This is a genomic window from Geodermatophilus sabuli, assembly GCF_900215145.1.
Classification (GTDB): domain Bacteria; phylum Actinomycetota; class Actinomycetes; order Mycobacteriales; family Geodermatophilaceae; genus Geodermatophilus; species Geodermatophilus sabuli.
Genome location: NZ_OBDO01000009.1, coordinates 20,161 through 37,343, shown reverse-complemented (window position 1 = coordinate 37,343; position 17,183 = coordinate 20,161). Strand labels below are relative to the sequence as shown.

The following is a 17,183-nucleotide window of genomic DNA, read 5'->3' as shown; positions in this document are numbered from 1 at the left end:
TGCGCGTGACCTCACGAGGCCAGGTCGCCGGCGCTGAGGCTACCGTCGGCGGCGTGTCGTCCCCTGGACCCGAACTCGAGTACGAGGTCGTCGACGTCTTCGCCCCGCGCGCGTTCGCGGGCAACCCGCTGGCCGTCGTCTTCGACGCCGACGGGCTGACCACCGAGCAGTGCCAGGCGCTGGCCTTCGAGTTCCACCTGTCGGAGACCTCGTTCCTGTGCGCGCCGACCGAGGGCTCCGGCGCCACGTACCGGGTGCGCATCTTCACGCCGTTCGCCGAGCTGCCCTTCGCCGGCCACCCGAGCGTCGGCGCGGCACACACGCTGGTCCGGGCCGGACGGTCACCGGCGGGCACCGTGCGCCAGGAGTGCGGCGCCGGCGTCCTCGACGTCGTGGTGGACGACGACGGCGCCACCCTCTCCGGCGGGCGGCCCACGCTCGAGGACGGCCCGGAGCCGGGGGTGCTGGCCGAGGCCATGGGCCTGTCGGCCGCCGACGTCGTCGGCCTGCCCGCGCACGTCGCCGGGTGCGGGCTGCCGTTCGGCTTCCTGGCGGTCCGGCCCGAGGTGGTCGACGACGCGGCGCCGGTCCCCGCGCTCCTCGGCGAGCTCGGCGTGGGGGAAGGGGTCTCGGTGCTGTCGTGGGACGCCGCGACCTCCACCGCCTACGCGCGGGTGTTCGCGAACGACCTGGCGTGGGGCGAGGACCCCGCCACCGGCTCGGCCGCCCTGGGCGCGGGCGTCTGGCTGGTCGCCGCCGGGCTGCTCGCCCCCGACGGCACGTCGTCCTACGTCGTCCGCCAGGGTGAGGCGCTGGGCCGCCCGTCGGTGCTGACCTGCACCGTCACCGCCGCCGGGGGGCGGGCCACCGCGGCCACCGTGCAGGGGGCGGTGGTGCCGGTCGCCCGGGGCCGGATCCGGGTGCCGCGCTGAGCACTCCCGCCGCGTCCACCGCTTCCGCCGCGTGGGCGGTGCACCGGCCCGGCGGCCGGGACGTCGGGATCATCGCGCTGGCCGTCCTCGGCATCTCGCTGTCGGCGCCGCTGACCACCCTGGTGACCGCGCCGATGCTGGCGCTGGCCTTCTGGCGCAACGTGGGCGGGGCGGCGGTGCTGCTCCCGGTGCTGCTGCTCCGGGACCGGTCGACCCTGGCCGGCCTGCGCCCGCGCCACCTCGGCAGCTCGGTGGTGGCCGGGCTGTTCCTCGCCGCGCACTTCGCCGCCTGGCTGCCCAGCCTGTCGATGACGACGGTCGCCGCCTCGACCGCCCTGGTCACGACGACCCCCGTCTGGACGGCGCTGGCCACCCGGCTCAGCGGCGTGCGGCTGCCCGCGGCGATCTGGTGGGGGCTGGTGCTCGCGGTGGTCGGCGTCGCCCTCATCGCCGGGGTGGACGTCAGCGTCAGCGTGCGGGCGCTGGCCGGGGACGCCCTGGCGCTGCTCGGGGCCATCTGCGCCGGCGGGTACGTGCTGGCCGGCGCGCGGGCCCGGCAGCGGCTGACCACCTCGGCGTACGCGGTGGTCTGCTACTCCGTCTGCGCGCTGGCCATCGCCGTCGGCGCGGTCGTGGTCGACGCCCCGCTGGCCGGCTTCAGCGGGAGGGACTGGCTGCTCATCGCGGCGATCACGGTCTGCGCGCAGCTGCTCGGCCACACGCTGCTCAACCTGGTGCTCTCCTCGGTCGGCCCGACGGTCGTCTCCCTCGTCGTCCTGCTCGAGGTGCCCGGGGCGCTGCTGTTCGCGGTGGTACTGCTCGGGCAGGTGCCGCCGCTGCTCGCGCTGCCCGGCGTGCTGCTCGTCGTCGTCGGTGTCGCGCTCGTGGTGCGGGCCAGCCGGCCCTCGACCCTGGTGGAACCGGCCACCTGAGGGGCGGAAATGGCCATTTCTGCCCTCCTGGCTAGTCTCCGGTGACGACCTGATCCCTTGAAGCGGAGGCACCGTGGCCGAGCTCCGATCCCGCCGTTCCAACCTCGCCGTCCCGGGCAGCAACCCGCGGTTCCTGGAGAAGGCGAAGGGCCTGCCGGCCGACCAGGTGTTCCTCGACCTGGAGGACGCCTGCGCGCCACTGGCCAAGCCGGGTGCGCGCAAGAACATCGTCGCGGCGCTGAACGAGGGCGGGTGGGGGGAGAAGATCCGCACCGTCCGGGTCAACGACTGGACGACGGAGTGGACCTATTCCGACGTGATCGAGGTCGTGGCGGGCGCCGGGGCGAACCTGGACTGCCTGATGCTGCCCAAGGTGGTCGACGCCGCCCAGGTGCAGGCGCTGGACCTGCTGCTCACCCAGATCGAGAAGTCCACCGGCCTGGAGGTGGGCCGGATCGGCATCGAGGCGCAGATCGAGAACGCGCAGGGCCTGATCAACGTCAACGCGATCGCGTTCGCCAGCCCGCGGATCGAGACGATCATCTTCGGCCCGGCCGACTTCATGGCCAGCATCAACATGAAGTCACTCGTGGTGGGCGCGCTGCATCCGGACTACGCCGGCGACCCGTTCCACTACATCCTCATGCAGATCCTGATGGCCGCCCGCGCCCGCGGGGTGCAGGCCATCGACGGGCCGTTCCTGCAGGTCCGCGACGTGGAGGCGTTCCGCGAGGTGGCCAAGCGCTCGGCGGTGCTCGGCTTCGACGGCAAGTGGGTGCTGCACCCGGGCCAGATCGACGCGGCGAACGAGATCTACGCGCCGTCCCAGGCCGACTACGACCACGCCGAGCTGATCCTCGACGCCTACCAGTGGTCCACCTCGGAGGCCGGCGGCGCCAAGGGCTCGGCGATGCTGGGCGACGAGATGATCGACGAGGCCAGCCGCAAGATGGCCCTGGTCATCGCCGGCAAGGGCCGCGCCGCCGGCATGCAGCGCACCACGTCCTTCACCCCGCCGGAGTCCTGACGGAGCCTCCTCAGGGGCCGAAGGAGACGCTCGACAGCGAGGCGAGCGCGACGAACCACAGCACCAACGCGAGGACGACGAGCGCGCAGGCGATCGCCCCGATGATGATCCCGGCCAGGGCTAGGCCGTCGCCCTCCTCGCCGGTCTCCCGGATCTGCCGGCGGGCCACGACCCCGAGGACCAGGCCGGCCGGGGCGAAGACGAAGGCCATCACCAGGGCGAGGATGGCCATCGTGTTGGTGGGCCGGCGGAAGTGGCCGGGGTAGCCGGGCGGGGGCCCGTAGCCGGGAGGCGGGCCGTAGCCGGGAGGTAGGCCGTAGCCGGGAGGCGGGCCGTAGCCGGCGCCGTGTCCGGGCGGCGGGGCGTACCCGAGGGGCGGGCCGTAGCCGGGCGGTGCGCCGTGGCCCGGCGCGGCGCCGACGGCCGGCTGGTGCGGCGGCGGGGAGCTCGGGGCATCGCCCCGGTACAGGCCGTCGTCGCTGCTCATGCGGGTCCTCTCGTCGTGGGGCGGCTCAGCCGCCGATCGCCGGCGCGGGCAGGGCCGCCATCCGGGTGGCGATGCTCCCGGCCGCCGCTGCGCCCGCCGCAGGATCCTCCGCGATGAGCACCGACACCACCGCGCCACGCCCCTGGGCGACGACGTCCTGGGTCGTGCCGTCCGCCAGCCGGTAGCGGACGGCGACGACGGTGCCGGCGAGCCCCTCGACGGCCGGGGGCTCGACGAGGGTCCGGTCGCCGGCCGGGCAGGACTCGAAGGCGTCACGCAGCTCGGTCAGCGCGAGTGCGCCGGCGTCGGCGGAGTCGTAGGCGATCGCCTCGGAGACCACCGTCGCGGTGCCCTCGGGGTCCAGCCCGACGACGGGGTGCTTCGCCGTCCGGTGTGCCTCCGAGGGAAAGGAGACACCGCAGATGCCCTCGAGGCTCGGGTCGTCGGACAGGTCGCCGTCGGCCACCGGGTTGGCCTGCACCGTCCAGCCGGCGGGGAGGTCCTCGGCGCGCAGCGCCACGGCCAGCGCGGCCTCCGCGGGGGTGGTCGCCGTCGCCGGGTCGGCGGTCGACGCCGCCGACTGCCCGGCCTCGGCGGGGGCCGGCTCCGCACGCGGTTCCGGGTCAGCGGCCTCGCCGCCGCAGCCGGCCAGCAGGAGGCAGGCGGTGAGGACGGCGGCGCGCCGGGCGGTCACCCGCACGACGCCGACCGTCCGGCCGGACGTGACGAGGGCCACGACGGGCGCCGGAGGGAGTGCTCCATACTCACCGGTAACCACGGACACCGGAGTCCCGGAGGAGCGACGCGATGACCCGTCTGGCGCAGACCGCTGACCTGACCGACGTCCAGCAGGAGATCCTGGCGACGGTCCGGAGCTTCGTGGACAAGGAGATCATCCCGAACGCCCAGGAGCTCGAGCACGGCGACGTCTACCCGACCGAGATCGTCGAGGGCCTGAAGGAGCTCGGCATCTTCGGCCTCACGATCCCCGAGGAGTACGGCGGGCTGGGGGAGTCGCTGCTGACGTACGCGCTGGTGGTCGAGGAGATCGCCCGCGGCTGGATGAGCGTCTCCGGCGTCATCAACACCCACTTCATCGTCGCCTACATGCTCGTCCAGCACGGTACCGAGGAGCAGAAGCAGCGGCTGCTGCCGCGGATGGCCGCCGGTGAGGTGCGCGGGGCGTTCTCGATGTCCGAGCCGGGGCTGGGGTCCGACGTGGCGGGCATCCGCACCAAGGCGGTGCGCGACGGCGACTCCTACGTCATCGACGGCCAGAAGATGTGGCTGACCAACGGCGGGTCCTCCACCCTGGTCGCGGCGCTGGTGCGCACCGAGGAGGGCGCGGCGAAGGCGCACCAGAACCTGACGACCTTCCTCATCGAGAAGCCGGCCGGCTTCGGCGAGGTGCTGCCCGGGCTCACCATCCCCGGGAAGATCGACAAGATGGGCTACAAGGGCGTGGACACCACCGAGCTGGTGTTCGACGGCTTCCGCGCCTCGGCCGCCGACGTCCTCGGCGGGACGCCGGGCCGGGGCTTCACGCAGATGATGGACGGCGTCGAGGTGGGCCGGGTCAACGTCGCCGCCCGCGCCTGCGGCATCTCGATCCGGGCCTTCGAGCTGGCGGTGGCCTACGCCCAGCAGCGGGAGACCTTCGGCAAGCCGATCGCCCAGCACCAGGCGATCGCCTTCCAGCTGGCCGAGATGGCGACCAAGGTCGAGGCCGCGCACCTGATGATGGTCCACGCCGCCCGCGGCAAGGACTCCGGCGAGCGCAACGACGTCCAGGCCGGCATGGCGAAGCTGCTGGCGAGTGAGTACTGCGCCGAGGTGACCACGCAGTCCTTCCGGATCCACGGCGGGTACGGCTACTCCAAGGAGTACGAGATCGAGCGGCTGATGCGCGAGGCGCCGTTCCTGCTCATCGGCGAGGGCACCAGCGAGATCCAGAAGACCATCATCAGCCGGGGCCTGCTGAAGGAGTACGCGCTCAAGCGCTGACGCCGGCGGCTCCGCCCCCTTCTCGGAGGGGTGTTCCGCGGACAGTCGTGCCCTGCCACGCCGGCGGGCAGGGCACGACAGTCCGCGAACGGGCCTCAGCCATCGGTGCCGGGGGCCGCCTCGAACCGGACCGCCACCTCGTCGACGCCCAGCGACCGCGCCAGCGTCGTCAGCATCGTGCGGGTGTTGTCCTCCGCACGGGCCAGGAGGTCGCTCTCGGCGGCCGCGGCGGCGAGGCGGCGCTCGGCCAGGACGAACAGCTCGGGGTCGTCGGCGGCCGGGTCGTCACCCACGGCGTCGCCGAGCCGCTCGACCAGCCCGCGGTCGCGGTCGAGCACGCGGCTCTCCGCGGGATCGATCCGCACCTCGCCGATCCGCGGGGCCGGCAGCACGATCGTGGCCGTCCGCCCGTCGTCGGACAGGCTCACCCGCCCGTCGTCCAGACCCTCGAAGTCGACCGAGGCGTCGGCGGTGCCGGTGGCCAGGTAGGTGACCCGCTCACCGCTGATCACCGAGGGGACGTAGCGGGTGTCCACCTCGCGGTCGACGACGACCTGGAAGGTGCCGGTGGCCGCGTGGTACTCGTGCAGGTCGTCGAGGGCCAGCAGCAGCGGCGTCGTGCTGCGGTCCACGACCTCCTGCCCGAACGGGTTGTCGGGCAGCCAGTCCCGCAGCTGCGCGGACACGGGCACGAGCACGGCCAGGCCGATGCCGGCGGCGACCAGCCGGCGGCGCAGGCGCCGGCGGCGCCGCGACGACCGTGCGGGGGAGCCGTCGGTGGACCGGTCCTGCAGGAGTGCGGGCATGCGGCACCTCTCGCGGGTCGTGCGGGCGGTCGAGGTGTTCAGCGACGGACGAGGGCCCGCCATTCCCCGTCCGCCGGCGCGTCGCGTTCTGCGGTGCGGAAGCCCCGGAACACCAGCGGCCGCCACCGACTTGGCTGCGGGCATGAGAGCTGTCGGAGTGACCGAGTTCGGTGGGCCGGAGGCCCTGCACGTCATCGACGTCCCCGCGGAGCCGCTGGGCCCGGGGCAGGTGCGGCTGCAGGTGACCGCGGCGACGGTGAACCCCACCGACACCCACGCCCGCAACGGCGCCTACGCCCAGCGCGACCCGGTCAAGCAGTTCCCCTACGTGCCCGGGATGGACGCCGCCGGCGAGCTGGTCGAGATCGGCCCGGACGTCGACACCGACCTGCAGGTGGGGGAGCGGGTCATGGCGATCGTGCTGCCCTCGGGTGCGCACGGCGGCTACCGGGAGGACCTCGTCGTCCCGGCCGCGTCGGTGGCCCGCTCGCCGAAGGGCGCCAGCGACGCCGAGGCGGCGACCCTGCCGATGAACGGCCTCACCGCCCGGCTGGCGCTGGACCTCATGGCGCTCGAGCCCGGTCAGGTGCTCGCCGTGACCGGCGCCGCCGGCGCGTTCGGCGGCTACGTCGTCCAGCTGGCCAAGCAGGAAGGCCTGACCGTCGTCGCCGACGCCTCGGAGGCCGACGAGCAGCTGGTCCGCGACCTCGGCGCCGACGTCGTCGTCCGGCGCGGGGACGACGTCGCCGCCCGCATCCGCGAGCTGTACCCCGACGGCGTCGACGGGCTGGCCGACGGCTCGGTGCAGGACGAGCTCGTGCTCCCCGCGGTCAAGGACGGCGGCACCGTGACGACCGTCCGCGGCTACCGGGGCGACGGACAGCGCGGGCTGCGGGTGCACCCGGTCCTGGTGCGCAGCTACGGCGAGGAGCAGCAGAAACTCGACCAGCTGCGGCAGCTGGTGGAGGACGGCGTCGTGACCCTCCGCGTGGCGCGCACGTTCCCGGCCGAGCAGGGTGCCGAGGCGCACCGCGTACTCGAGGCCGGCGGCGTCCGCGGGCGCCTGGTCATCACCTTCTAGCGGTCGCGGGAGTGGCCCCCGACCTGCCAAGGTGGGGCCACTCCCGGGCAGCGAGGCCCGGCCGATGCGGAGGTGCACACATGGTCCACCGGCTCGTGGTCAGCTACGGACAGCCCACCGACCCCGGCGCGTTCGACGAGTACTACCGGGACACCCACGCGCCGCTGGCGATGGAGATGCCCGGCGTAATCGGGTTCACCGTGGGCCACGGCAAGTCGCTGGACCCCTCCCAGCCGGCGCCCTACTTCGTCGCCGAGATCGACTTCGAGTCCGAGGAGGCGATGGGCAAGGCCTTCGCGTCCCCGGAGGGGCAGTCGGCCGCTGCCGACGTCGCGAACTTCGCGACCGGCGGGGCGACGATGGCGCACTTCGAGGTGCGCGAGATCAAGGTCGGGATGCCCAACCTCCCGTGACGGCGATCCAGCGGCGGCGGCCGGGCGGTCGCGGGTGAACGGGGCCCAGGCGCTCATCCGCACCCTGGTCGCCGCCGGCGTCGACGTCTGCTTTGCCAACCCCGGCACCTCCGAGATGCACTTCGTCGCCGCGCTGGACGACGTCCCGGAGATGCGGGGGGTGCTGACCCTCTTCGAGGGGGTGGCCACCGGCGCGGCCGACGGGTACGCCCGGATGGCCGGCCGTCCCGCGGCGACCCTGCTGCACCTCGGGCCGGGGTTGGGCAACGGGCTGGCGAACCTGCACAACGCCCGGCGCGGTGGGGCACCGGTCGTCAACGTGGTCGGCGACCACGCGCGGTCGCACAAGCGGCTGGACGCTCCGCTGGAGTCCGACATCGACGCGCTCGCCGGTGCGGTGTCGGCCTGGGTACGGCGCTCGCTGGCGCCCGCCGACGTCGCCGCCGACGCCGCGGAGGCGGTGGCGCAGGCCGCCCGCGGCGCGGTCGCCACCCTCGTCCTGCCGGCGGACGTCTCGTGGGAGGAGGGTGCGGAGCCGGCCGACCCGGTCCCGGTGCGCCCGGCGCCGCGGGTGCCCGAGCAGGTGGTCGCCGACGTCGCGGCCGCGCTGTCGTCCGGGGAGCCGGCCGTGCTGCTCCTGGGCGGCGACGTCGTCGCCTGCGAGGAGGGGCTGCTCGCCGCCGGCCGGGTCGCGGCCGGCACCGGCGCCCGGCTGATGAGCGAGACCTTCCCCGCCCGGATGGTGCGCGGAGCGGGGCTGCCCGACGTCGCGAAGGTGCCCTACCCGCCGGAGATGGCGATGGCCTCCCTCGCCGGGACGGCGCACCTGGTGCTGGCCGGGGCGACCGCGCCGGTGCACTTCTTCGGCTACCCCGACGTCCCGGGGACGCCGGTGCCCGAGGGGTGCACCGTGCACGTGCTGTCGGCACCGGGGGAGGACGGCGTCGCCGCGGCCCAGGCGCTCGCCACGCTGGCCGCCCCCGACGCGGAGCCGCGGCTGCTGGAGGCGGCCCGCCCGGAGCTGCCCACCGGCGACCTGGACCCGCGGGCCCTGGCGGCGGTGGTCGGCGCGCTGCTGCCGGAGGGGGCGATCGTCGTCGACGAGGCGCTCACCTCGGGGGTGGGGCTGGCCGAGCTGACCTCGGGCGCACCGCGGCACGACTGGCTGTCGCTGACCGGCGGGGCCATCGGCGACGGGCTGCCGATGTCGGTCGGGGCGGCGGTCGCCTGCCCGGACCGGCCGGTCATCGCCCTCCAGGCCGACGGCAGCGCCATGTACACCGTCCAGGCGCTGTGGACCCAGGCCCGCGAGCAGCTCGACGTCACCACGATCGTCTGCGACAACGGCTCCTACGCCATCCTCGAGCACGAGCTGTCGCGGGTGGGTGCGCAGGGCGACGGCGAGCGCGCCGGGCAGCTGCTGCACCTGGGCGGGCCGGGGCTGGACTTCGTGGCGCTCGCCACCGGGATGGGCGTGCCGGCGACCCGGGCCACGACCGCCGAGGAGCTGGCCGACCAGGTGCGCGCGGCGCTGGCCGAGCCGGGCCCGCACCTGATCGACGCGGTGCTGCCCGGCCGCCGGTGAGATGGTCGCGCCGCGCGGGCTCCGGCGTGCGGTGCGTGCGGGGGCGGTCCTCGCGGTGGTGCTGGTCGTGCTGACCGGGCTGCTGTGGGGGCTGCAGCGCCGGCTGGTGTACCTGCCCGACCAGGGGCCGGTGCCGCCGGCGGCGTCGGTGCTGCCCGGCGGGCGCGACGTCGTCCTCGAGACCTCCGACGGGCTGCGGCTGGGGGCGTGGTTCGTGCCCGGGGCCGGCCCCGACGCGCCCGCCGTCCTGGTGGCCAACGGCAACGGTGGGCACCGCGGGGTGCGGGCGCCGCTCGCCGATGCCCTCGCCCGGCACGGCCTGGCGGTGCTGCTGTTCGACTACCGCGGCTACGGCGGGAACCCGGGCAGCCCCAGCGAGGCCGGCCTGGCGAGGGACGTGCGCGCGGCCCGCGCCCACCTGGTCGAGGACGCCGGGGTGCCGCCGGGCCGGCTGCTGTACCTGGGGGAGAGCCTCGGCGCGGCGGTCGTGACGGAGCTGGCGACCGAGCACCCGCCCGCGGGGCTGGTGCTGCGCTCGCCGTTCGTCGACCTGGCCGCCGTGGGGAGCGTGCACTACCCATTCCTGCCGGTCCGCGCCCTGCTGCGGGACCGCTTCCCGGTGGCCGAGCGGATCGCGACGGTGCGCGTGCCGACGACGGTCGTGCTGGGCGGTGCCGACTCGATCGTGCCGCCGGCGCAGAGCCGCGCCGTCGCCGGGGCGGCCGCGCGGCTGCACCGGCTGGTCGAGGTGCCGGGAGCAGACCACAATGACCGCGCGCTGCTCGACGGCGACGTGTTCGTCGACGCGGTGGTGGAGCTGGCGCGGCACGTCGCGGGATGAGCCGGTCGTGCCGGCCGCGGCCTAGTCGACCTCGTCCGGCGGGCCGTCGAGGTACTGCCGGGCCAGCCGCTTCGGTGCGCGGGCCAGCCACGCCTCGGTGACCAGCTCGGCGAGCTCGCCGGCGTCGATCTCCGCCAGGCGCACCAGCACGATGGGGTAGCCGTCGAAGTGCGGGGTCGTGAAGTAGACGCCCGCGTCGTCGGCGAGCAGGGCCTCCTTGGCGCCGAGGTCGGGCACCCACGCGGCGAGGACCGGCCCGTCGGGCGCGGTGTCGCCGAGGGCGGCGAGGTCGGCCTTGCGCAGCGGGCGTTCCCACACGAAGCCCTTGTCGCGGACCCGCCACTGGAGCGTCTCCTGCCCGGGCCGCTCGGCCACCTCCGGCAGGGCCAGCGCCGCGTCCCGGACGTCGGACCAGGTGGCCATGCGCGGCAGGGTAGCGGCGCCGCGGGCCCTGGCGGGGGCTGTGCCGCCGGGCCAGCATGGGAGCCCCGGCGAGGAGGAGACCCCGTGGACGCCGCTGCGCTCCGAGACCTGCAGGCGCCGCTCAAGCAGCGCTACCGCGACGACCCGGAGCACGCCCGGGTGCCGATGCACGCCGAGGCGGAGTTCTCCGACCCCGGCATCACGTGCACGGTGCAGACCTGGGCCGGGCCGGTCCGCGCCGGGCTGCACCCCGCCACCGGCGGCGACGGCAGCGACGCCTGCTCCGGCGACATGCTGCTGCAGGCCCTGGTGGCCTGCGCGGGGGTCACGATGCGCAGCGTCGCCACCGCGATGGGCGTGGAGATCCGCTCCGCCCGGCTGTCCGCCCGCGGCGACATGGACGCCCGCGGCACGCTCGGCGTCTCCCGCGACGCGCCGGTCGGGTTGGCGCAGATCACCGTGGACGCCGAGCTCGACACCGACGCCGACGACGCCACCCTGGCCAAACTCGGGCAGCTGACCGAGCGGTACTGCGTGGTCGCCCAGACCCTGGCCCGCCCGCCGCACCTGGTGGTCCGACGGGCAGTGGCGGCTCAGGGGGTCGCGCGGAGGTAGCTGAACCGGCCGACCCAGCGGTGCGTGCCGGAGCCGGTCTCGGTCACCTCGCCGAATCCGGCGCGGCGCAGCAGGTCGGGCAGGCTCGCCACGACGTGCCGGGCGAGGCTGTGCTGGTGGCCGCGGTGGCCCCGGTGCGCGTGGTCGTGGCCGTGCTCGTCGCCGGCGATGTCGACCAGGTGCAGCGCGCCCCCGGGCCGCAGCACCCGCACCACCTCGCGCACCGCCGCCTCCTGCTGGTCGGCGGGCACGTGGTGGAGCATGAAGGAGGACAGCACGACGTCGACGCTGTCGTCGGCGTAGGGCAGCTCCTCGGCGTGCCCGCGGTCCAGCTGGACGGCGAGGCCGCGGCGGCGCGCCTTGCGGTCGGCGCGGGCCAGCGCGGCGAGGTCCGGGTCCACGCCGACAGCGGTGGCCGCGGGCTGGGTCTCCTTGGCGGCGAGCAGCAGGTTGCCGGTGCCGCAGCCGATCTCCAGGACGGTCTGCCCGGGGCGCAGCGCGGCCTGGTCGAGCAGCCGCCGGTGGATGCGCTCGACACCCATCAGCCGGGTCATGGGGTCGTAGAGGGGCAGCAGCCAGGCCCGGCTCATCCCGGGGAGGTACTCGCGCCCGGCGCCGCTCACCGTCGTCCGCGGCCGGGGGCCGGTGGTCGTCTCGCCCATGTCGTCTCCTGTCCGATCTTCCTGTGGTCCCACTACCCTCGGCCCCGTCCCCCCGGGCGACAAGGGCGGTGCTTCGGACGCGATGGGACGTTCTTCGGGTGCTCTGCCGACCTCCGTGCCGACCTCTGTGCCGACCGGCCGGACGGTCCACGGGGCACCGGTCTACGGCTACGCACGGGTGCCCGGGCTGCCCCCGGTGACGGTCTCCCGGTTCGAGGGCGACCACGAGCCGCCCGGGTTCCCGAACCGGGCGCACGCGCACGACTTCCTCTCGCTCAGCTACGTCGAGCGGGGCTCGGGCGTCCTCGTGCTGGACGGCCGGACGTGGCAGCTCTCGGCGGGGGACGTCGTCGTGGTCGCCCCCGGGGAGGTGGTGGACCCCGAGTTTTCGACGTCGCACGAGGACGCGGCGGTGTGGACGGCGTCCTTCCCGCCGGACGCCGTGGAGCGGCGCAGCCCCGGTTCGCTCGGGTCGTGGCGGGCGCACCCGCTGCTGTTCCCGTTCGTCGGGCACCGGGCGGGCGGCGTGCAGCGGCTGTCGGTGGCCGAGGCCGACCGCGCGGCGTGGGTGCGGCGCTTCGCCGACCTGGAGCGGGAGCTGCGGGAGCGCCGCGAGGGCCACGTCGAGGCCGCGCTCGCGCAGCTGACGCTGCTGCTGGTCGAGCTCGCGCGGGCGGCCGCCGACGTCCCAGGACACCTGCGGCTGCGGGACGAGCCGCTGCTGGCCGCCGTCTTCGACGTGGTCGAGCGGCGGTATCCCCAGCCCATCTCGCTGCGGGACGTGGCCGCGGAGGTGGGGCTGTCGGCGGGCCACCTGACGACGGTGGTCGGGCAGCGCACCGGGCGGACAGTGCAGCAGTGGATCACCGAGCGCCGGCTGGCCGAGGTGCGCCGGCTGCTGACCGAGACGGACCTGACCGTGCAGGCGATCGCCGGCCGGGTGGGCTACGCCGACGCCGGCTACCTGATCCGCCGGTTCCGGGCCGCGCACGGGACGTCGCCGCAGGAGTGGCGCCGGGCCGGCGCCGTCCCGCGGTGATCAACATGATGGCCGCCGTTCTTGTGGCGTGGCTCACAGTCGACCGGGGTATCCGGGGCGCGTCCTCACCGGCGCCGGGCGGGAGTCCGGCCGTCGTCGCTCAGCCCATCGGAGTCCCCGCATGCGCGTGTTGTCCCGTCTCGCCCTCGTCCCGGCGGCCGTCATCGGTGCCGTCGTCCTGACCTCCAGCCCGGCGCTGGCGGCGCCGTCCGACCAGGACGTGACCTGGATGCAGGCCGCCCACCAGAGCAACCTCGCCGAGATCGCCGCCGGCAACGCCGCCCAGCAGGCGGCCACCACGCCGGAGGTGCGTGAGCTCGGCGCGATGTTCATCGAGATGCACACCCAGCTCGACACCCAGCTCACCCAGGCGGCCCAGCAGCTCGGCGTCGAGCTGCCGGCCGAGCCGAGCGCCACCCAGCAGCAGCAGCTGGCCGAGGTGCAGCAGAACAGCGGCCAGGAGTTCGACACCGCCTGGATCGCCCAGCAGATCGGGTCGCACTCCACGACGCTGGCCGCGACGCAGCGGGAGCTGCAGGGCGGCTCGGACCCGACGGTGCTGGAGCTGGCCCGCACGGCGACCCCGGTCGTCGAGCAGCACCTGGCCCAGTTGCGTGACGCGGCCCGGACGTACGGCGTCCCGACGTCGGTGCCCGGTGGCACCGGCGGCCAGGCGGCCACCGACGGGCTCGGTACGACCGGGTGGGTGCTGACCGGGATCGGCGCGCTGGCGCTCGTGGCCGGGACGGCGGGGCTGGTCCGCCGGCGCGCGACCGTCGAGTGAGCCGGCCGCGCGCCCGGCACCTGGTGCTGGTCGTCGCGGGCACGGTGCTGGTCGGCTCGGGGCTCGCGCTCACCCAGGCGCCGCCCCGGGCCGACGCGCCGGAGATCGGGGAGCCGGTGGCGGCGGTGGCGCCGTCACCGGCTCCACCGGTCGTCCCGGCTGCTCCGGTCGAGGCACCGCTCCCGCCCCCGCCGGTCGCTGCGGCGCCGACGGCCGTCGTCCTGCCGGCCACGGCCGATCCGGTGCCGCTGGTGCCGGTCGGGGTCCTGGCATCCGGGTCGCTGCAGCTGCCGGAGCGGCCGACGGTGCTCGGCTGGTACGCCGGGGGAGCGGTGCCCGGGAACGCCGTGGGCACGGCGGTGGTCGCCGGGCACGTCGACTCGGCGCGCTACGGGTCCGGCCCGCTGGAGGGACTGCTGTCCCTGCGCGAGGGGGACGTCGTGGAGGTGACCGACGCCGGGGGCGCCGTGCACCGGTTCGCCGTCGTCTCGCGGACCTCGTTCCCGAAGTCGGCGCTGCCGCCGGAGCTGTTCCGCACCGACGGGCCGCCGCAGCTGGCGTTGATCACCTGCGGCGGGGCGTTCGACGAGCGGACCGGGAACTACGCCGACAACGTCGTGGTGATGGCCGCGCCGGTGGGCTGAACCGCCCTGCGCAGTCTGCCAGGCGCAGGCTCGTGCCCTGCGCGCCCCCGGCACGCAGGGCACGAGTGCCCGCGATCACACCCGGTCGCCGTCCCGCCGTCGAGGCCCGGCGTGGGTGACACCCGACCGGGTGGCCGTTCCGCGTGGCCGTCCACAGACCGTCAGCAGCGGGCCCTGCGGACGGTCCCGTTCTCTTACAGTCCGTCGGTCTTGCAAGGAACTCGAGGGCCGACGGGGGTGGGCGTGCCGACTGCGACCAGTGCGCTGGAGGTGGTCGACGGTGAGGTGCGCGAGCTGATCCGCCGCCGTGGGCTGGACCCGTTCACCGACCCGGCGCCGGTGCGGCTGCTCGTGCGCGACGTCGTCGCCGACTACTCCGAGCGGTCACTGACCTCGGCGCTGCCGCCGATCACGAACGCCGACTCCGTGGTCCGCGACGTGCTGGACCGGGTGGCCGGGTTCGGGCCGCTGCAGCGGCACCTCGACGACCCGGAGGTCGAGGAGATCTGGGTCAACGAGCCGGGCCGGGTCTTCGTCGCGCGGCGGGGCCGCAGCGAGCTGACGACGACCATCCTGGGCGCCGGCGAGCTGGCGGACCTGGTGGAGCGGATGCTGCGCACCTCGGGACGGCGGGTCGACATGTCGACGCCGTTCGTGGACGCCACCCTGCCGGACGGGTCGCGGCTGCACGTGGTGATCCCGGACATCACCCGCCGGCACATGGCGGTCAACATCCGGAAGTTCGTGCTGCAGGCGCACTCGCTGGACGAGCTGGTCGCGCTCGGCACGCTGACGGCGCACGCGGCCCGGTTCCTGGAGGCCGCGGTCGCGGCCGGGCTGAACATCCTCGTCGCCGGCGGCACCCAGGCCGGCAAGACGACGCTCCTGAACTGCTTGTGTGCCGCGATCCCGGCGCGGGAGCGGGTGGTCACCTGCGAGGAGGTCTTCGAGCTGCGGAACACCGTAACGTTGCGCATGTGGGACTTGACGATCCATACCTGCGCGCTGCTGTCTACCTACGCCAGTCGCTCGACAGAGACGGCACCGGTCTGGCCATCGCCCGTCAGCGCGAGGACTGCCTAAAGCTTTGTGCTGATCGCGGCTGGGAGCCGGGTGAGTACGTGGACAACGACACCAGCGCCTCCAGTGGCAAGGCGCGACCTGCCTACACACGGATGCTGGCTGACGTGGAGGCTGGCCGGGTCGGCGCGGTCGTGGCATGGGACCTCGACCGGCTGCACCGACGGCCCGTGGAGCTCGAACACTTCATCGATCTGGCCGACCGCCACCGGCTCGCGCTGGCCACCGTGGGTGGGAACGCTGACCTGTCCACCGACAATGGCCGTCTGTTTGCCCGGATCAAAGGGGCCGTGGCTCGGGGCGAGATCGAGCGGAAGTCGGCCCGGCAGAAGCGGGCCAACCTCCAGCGCGCCGAGCTCGGCAAGCCGCCGGCGGGCGGCCGCCGCGCGGTCGGTTACGAGCCCGGTGGCATGGAGCTGCGCGAGTTCGAGGCGGCGCTGATCCGGGACGGGTACCGGCACCTGCTGGCGGGGGCCAGCCTGCGAGGCATCGCGGCGCAGTGGAACGCCGCTGGGTTCACCACGGCAGTCGGGGGAGCTTGGCGGCCGGACGGGGTGCGCTACACGCTGCGCAACCCGCGGAATGCCGCCATCGTCGTGCACTGCGGGCAGGAGTACGGCGCGGGCGCCTGGCCCGCCATCGTCCCGGAACACACCTACCGGGCCGCCGTGGCGCTGTTGGACGAGCCGTCGCGCCGCACCACCCCCACCACCGCCCGCCGCTACCTGCTGGCTGGGCTGGCTCGCTGCCACTGCGGGGCCGTGGTCATCACCGGGCGCACGCAGCACGGGCAGCGCACCTACCGGTGCGGGCGTTCCCGCGGGCATCTCTCCCGAGGGGCCGTGCCGATTGACGAGCTAGTGGCCGCACTGGTGGTCGCTCGGCTGTCCCGGCCGGACGCGGCCGAGTTGTTGACGGTGCCGGGGGAGGGGCCGGACGTGGGGGTGCTGCGTGAGGAAGCCAGCGCGTTGCGGGCTCGGCTCGGGGAGCTGTCAGACCTGTTCGCCGACGGTGCCATCACGGCGGCGCAGCTGGCTCGGGGTACCGAGCGGGCGCGCACCCGCCTGGATGCCATCGAGAGGCAGATGGCCGATGCCGGCCGCATACCGGTGCTCGGCGAGCTGGTCACCGCGGACGATGTGCGCGCTACGTGGGACGCACTGGACCTGGACCGGCGCCGCGCGGCCATCGACACCCTCATGGCGGTCTCCCTATTGCCGCCAGGACGCGGTGCCCGCCGGTTCGACCCCGAGACGGTGCGGATTAACTGGAGGACCCCGGAGTGACGGACCTGAACAGGTGGCTGGCTGAGGGCCTGAGCCACCGTCCCCCCGAGTGGCGCGAACCGATGGCCAGGGACATCGCGAGCGCACCACGGGGTCTGATCCCGGCCGACCTGACCGCCGTGCTTGAGCAGGTTGGTCCCAAGACAGACGGCCCTCTCCCCGCCCTCATCGACGTGCACTGCACCGGCGTGGGAACCCACAAGCACCTCCACATCGCCGACCTGTGGACCCTGGATCATGCAGCGGAAGCCGACGCACCTGGCGGGCCCTGGGTTATCGCCTCTGGCGGGCGGTGGGTGACCGCCCCTGACCCGGCTGCCGGAAAGGGCTCTGGCACCTCGCGGACCTCCTGGCGGTTCCAGTGCCCGCGCTGCCCAGGTCCTGTGCCGGGCCAGTGCCGCACGGTTGACTTCCGGGCGGAGAAGCTCGACGCGCTCCTGACCTGGTTGCACACGCGAGGGGTGGCGCACCTGGACATCAGCGTCTTGATCCCGACCCCGTTCTAGAGCGTCTAGTAAGCTCTCGACTACTCGCAGTGATGC

19 protein-coding genes are annotated in these 17,183 nt (G+C 74.7%); 14 read left to right on the top strand and 5 right to left on the bottom strand.

The features are described 5' to 3' along the window. Positions 1 to 53 precede the first annotated feature (53 nt). The 3 genes from CRP39_RS18795 (at position 54) to CRP39_RS18785 (ending at position 2,891) form a co-directional block, all read left to right on the top strand. Positions 54 to 932: a PhzF family phenazine biosynthesis protein gene (locus tag CRP39_RS18795; protein WP_216359817.1), complete on the top strand. Its 879-nt coding sequence runs from the start codon at positions 54 to 56 to the stop codon at positions 930 to 932. Positions 933 to 970: 38 nt separating this feature from the next. Further along, positions 971 to 1,864 carry a DMT family transporter gene (locus CRP39_RS18790; RefSeq protein ID WP_245853970.1) on the top strand — a complete coding sequence of 298 codons (894 nt, stop codon included), beginning with the start codon at positions 971 to 973 and terminating at the stop codon, positions 1,862 to 1,864. Between the two features lie 73 nt (positions 1,865 to 1,937). Continuing rightward, positions 1,938 to 2,891, top strand: a complete 954-nt coding sequence (locus CRP39_RS18785; protein ID WP_097207921.1) for an HpcH/HpaI aldolase/citrate lyase family protein — start codon at positions 1,938 to 1,940, stop codon at positions 2,889 to 2,891. Between the two features lie 10 nt (positions 2,892 to 2,901). Here CRP39_RS18785 and CRP39_RS18780 read toward each other — a convergent pair whose 3' ends face one another. Both CRP39_RS18780 and CRP39_RS26455 read right to left on the bottom strand, forming a co-directional pair. Further along, complete coding sequence (locus tag CRP39_RS18780) at positions 2,902 to 3,378, bottom strand: DUF4190 domain-containing protein (protein WP_097207920.1); 477 nt, start codon at positions 3,376 to 3,378, stop codon at positions 2,902 to 2,904. Between the two features lie 25 nt (positions 3,379 to 3,403). Further along, positions 3,404 to 4,114 (bottom strand): hypothetical protein, encoded by a 711-nt coding sequence (locus CRP39_RS26455; RefSeq protein ID WP_097207919.1) that lies wholly within the window; start codon positions 4,112 to 4,114, stop codon positions 3,404 to 3,406. Between the two features lie 71 nt (positions 4,115 to 4,185). Between CRP39_RS26455 and CRP39_RS18770 the strand changes: the two genes are divergently transcribed. Beyond that, the gene (locus tag CRP39_RS18770; protein WP_097207918.1) at positions 4,186 to 5,382 is read left to right on the top strand and encodes an acyl-CoA dehydrogenase family protein; all 1,197 of its coding nucleotides are present in this window, start codon (positions 4,186 to 4,188) and stop codon (positions 5,380 to 5,382) included. Between the two features lie 95 nt (positions 5,383 to 5,477). Here the strand turns inward: CRP39_RS18770 and CRP39_RS18765 are convergent, their stop codons facing one another. Beyond that, complete coding sequence (locus CRP39_RS18765) at positions 5,478 to 6,188, bottom strand: DUF4230 domain-containing protein (RefSeq protein ID WP_097207917.1); 711 nt, start codon at positions 6,186 to 6,188, stop codon at positions 5,478 to 5,480. A 142-nt stretch (positions 6,189 to 6,330) separates the two neighbouring features. Here CRP39_RS18765 and CRP39_RS18760 point away from each other — a divergent pair, with 142 nt between their 5' ends. The 4 genes from CRP39_RS18760 to CRP39_RS18745 all read left to right on the top strand — a co-directional run bounded on the left by CRP39_RS18760 (position 6,331) and on the right by CRP39_RS18745 (position 10,108). Further along, positions 6,331 to 7,269, top strand: a complete 939-nt coding sequence (locus CRP39_RS18760) for an NADP-dependent oxidoreductase (RefSeq protein ID WP_097207916.1) — start codon at positions 6,331 to 6,333, stop codon at positions 7,267 to 7,269. An 80-nt stretch (positions 7,270 to 7,349) separates the two neighbouring features. Further along, on the top strand, positions 7,350 to 7,682 hold the full coding sequence (locus tag CRP39_RS18755) for an EthD family reductase (protein ID WP_097207915.1): 333 nt from the start codon (positions 7,350 to 7,352) through the stop codon (positions 7,680 to 7,682). A gap of 34 nt (positions 7,683 to 7,716) precedes the next feature. Beyond that, on the top strand, positions 7,717 to 9,267 hold the full coding sequence (locus CRP39_RS18750; protein ID WP_097207914.1) for an acetolactate synthase large subunit: 1,551 nt from the start codon (positions 7,717 to 7,719) through the stop codon (positions 9,265 to 9,267). 1 nt (position 9,268) lies between these two features. Next, positions 9,269 to 10,108 (top strand): alpha/beta hydrolase, encoded by an 840-nt coding sequence (locus CRP39_RS18745; RefSeq protein ID WP_097207913.1) that lies wholly within the window; start codon positions 9,269 to 9,271, stop codon positions 10,106 to 10,108. Positions 10,109 to 10,129: 21 nt separating this feature from the next. Here the strand turns inward: CRP39_RS18745 and CRP39_RS18740 are convergent, their stop codons facing one another. Next, a complete protein-coding gene (locus CRP39_RS18740) occupies positions 10,130 to 10,531 on the bottom strand; it encodes an MmcQ/YjbR family DNA-binding protein (protein WP_097207912.1) in 402 nt (133 codons plus the stop codon). Positions 10,532 to 10,615: 84 nt separating this feature from the next. On the opposite strand from CRP39_RS18740, the gene CRP39_RS18735 reads away from it, so the two are divergent. After that, positions 10,616 to 11,146: an OsmC family protein gene (locus tag CRP39_RS18735; protein ID WP_097207911.1), complete on the top strand. Its 531-nt coding sequence runs from the start codon at positions 10,616 to 10,618 to the stop codon at positions 11,144 to 11,146. Here the strand turns inward: CRP39_RS18735 and CRP39_RS18730 are convergent. Next, positions 11,125 to 11,808: a class I SAM-dependent methyltransferase gene (locus tag CRP39_RS18730; RefSeq protein WP_097207910.1), complete on the bottom strand. Its 684-nt coding sequence runs from the start codon at positions 11,806 to 11,808 to the stop codon at positions 11,125 to 11,127. The two genes, CRP39_RS18735 and CRP39_RS18730, sit on opposite strands and share 22 nt — an antisense overlap. Positions 11,809 to 11,923: 115 nt before the next feature. Between CRP39_RS18730 and CRP39_RS18725 the strand changes: the two genes are divergently transcribed. The 5 genes from CRP39_RS18725 to CRP39_RS18705 all read left to right on the top strand — a co-directional run bounded on the left by CRP39_RS18725 (position 11,924) and on the right by CRP39_RS18705 (position 16,641). Further along, positions 11,924 to 12,847 carry an AraC family transcriptional regulator gene (locus tag CRP39_RS18725; RefSeq protein WP_216359816.1) on the top strand — a complete coding sequence of 308 codons (924 nt, stop codon included), beginning with the start codon at positions 11,924 to 11,926 and terminating at the stop codon, positions 12,845 to 12,847. Positions 12,848 to 12,968: 121 nt separating this feature from the next. After that, positions 12,969 to 13,631, top strand: coding sequence for a DUF4142 domain-containing protein (locus CRP39_RS18720; RefSeq protein ID WP_097207908.1), 663 nt, complete (start codon positions 12,969 to 12,971; stop codon positions 13,629 to 13,631). Then, positions 13,628 to 14,275: a class F sortase gene (locus tag CRP39_RS18715; protein WP_172442516.1), complete on the top strand. Its 648-nt coding sequence runs from the start codon at positions 13,628 to 13,630 to the stop codon at positions 14,273 to 14,275. The genes CRP39_RS18720 and CRP39_RS18715 overlap by 4 nt, the downstream gene beginning before the upstream one ends. A 243-nt stretch (positions 14,276 to 14,518) precedes the next feature. Continuing rightward, complete coding sequence (locus tag CRP39_RS18710; protein ID WP_245853969.1) at positions 14,519 to 15,358, top strand: TadA family conjugal transfer-associated ATPase; 840 nt, start codon at positions 14,519 to 14,521, stop codon at positions 15,356 to 15,358. Next, positions 15,253 to 16,641, top strand: a complete 1,389-nt coding sequence (locus CRP39_RS18705; protein ID WP_216359815.1) for a recombinase family protein — start codon at positions 15,253 to 15,255, stop codon at positions 16,639 to 16,641. The genes CRP39_RS18710 and CRP39_RS18705 overlap by 106 nt, the downstream gene beginning before the upstream one ends. The last annotated feature ends 542 nt before the right edge of the window (positions 16,642 to 17,183 follow it).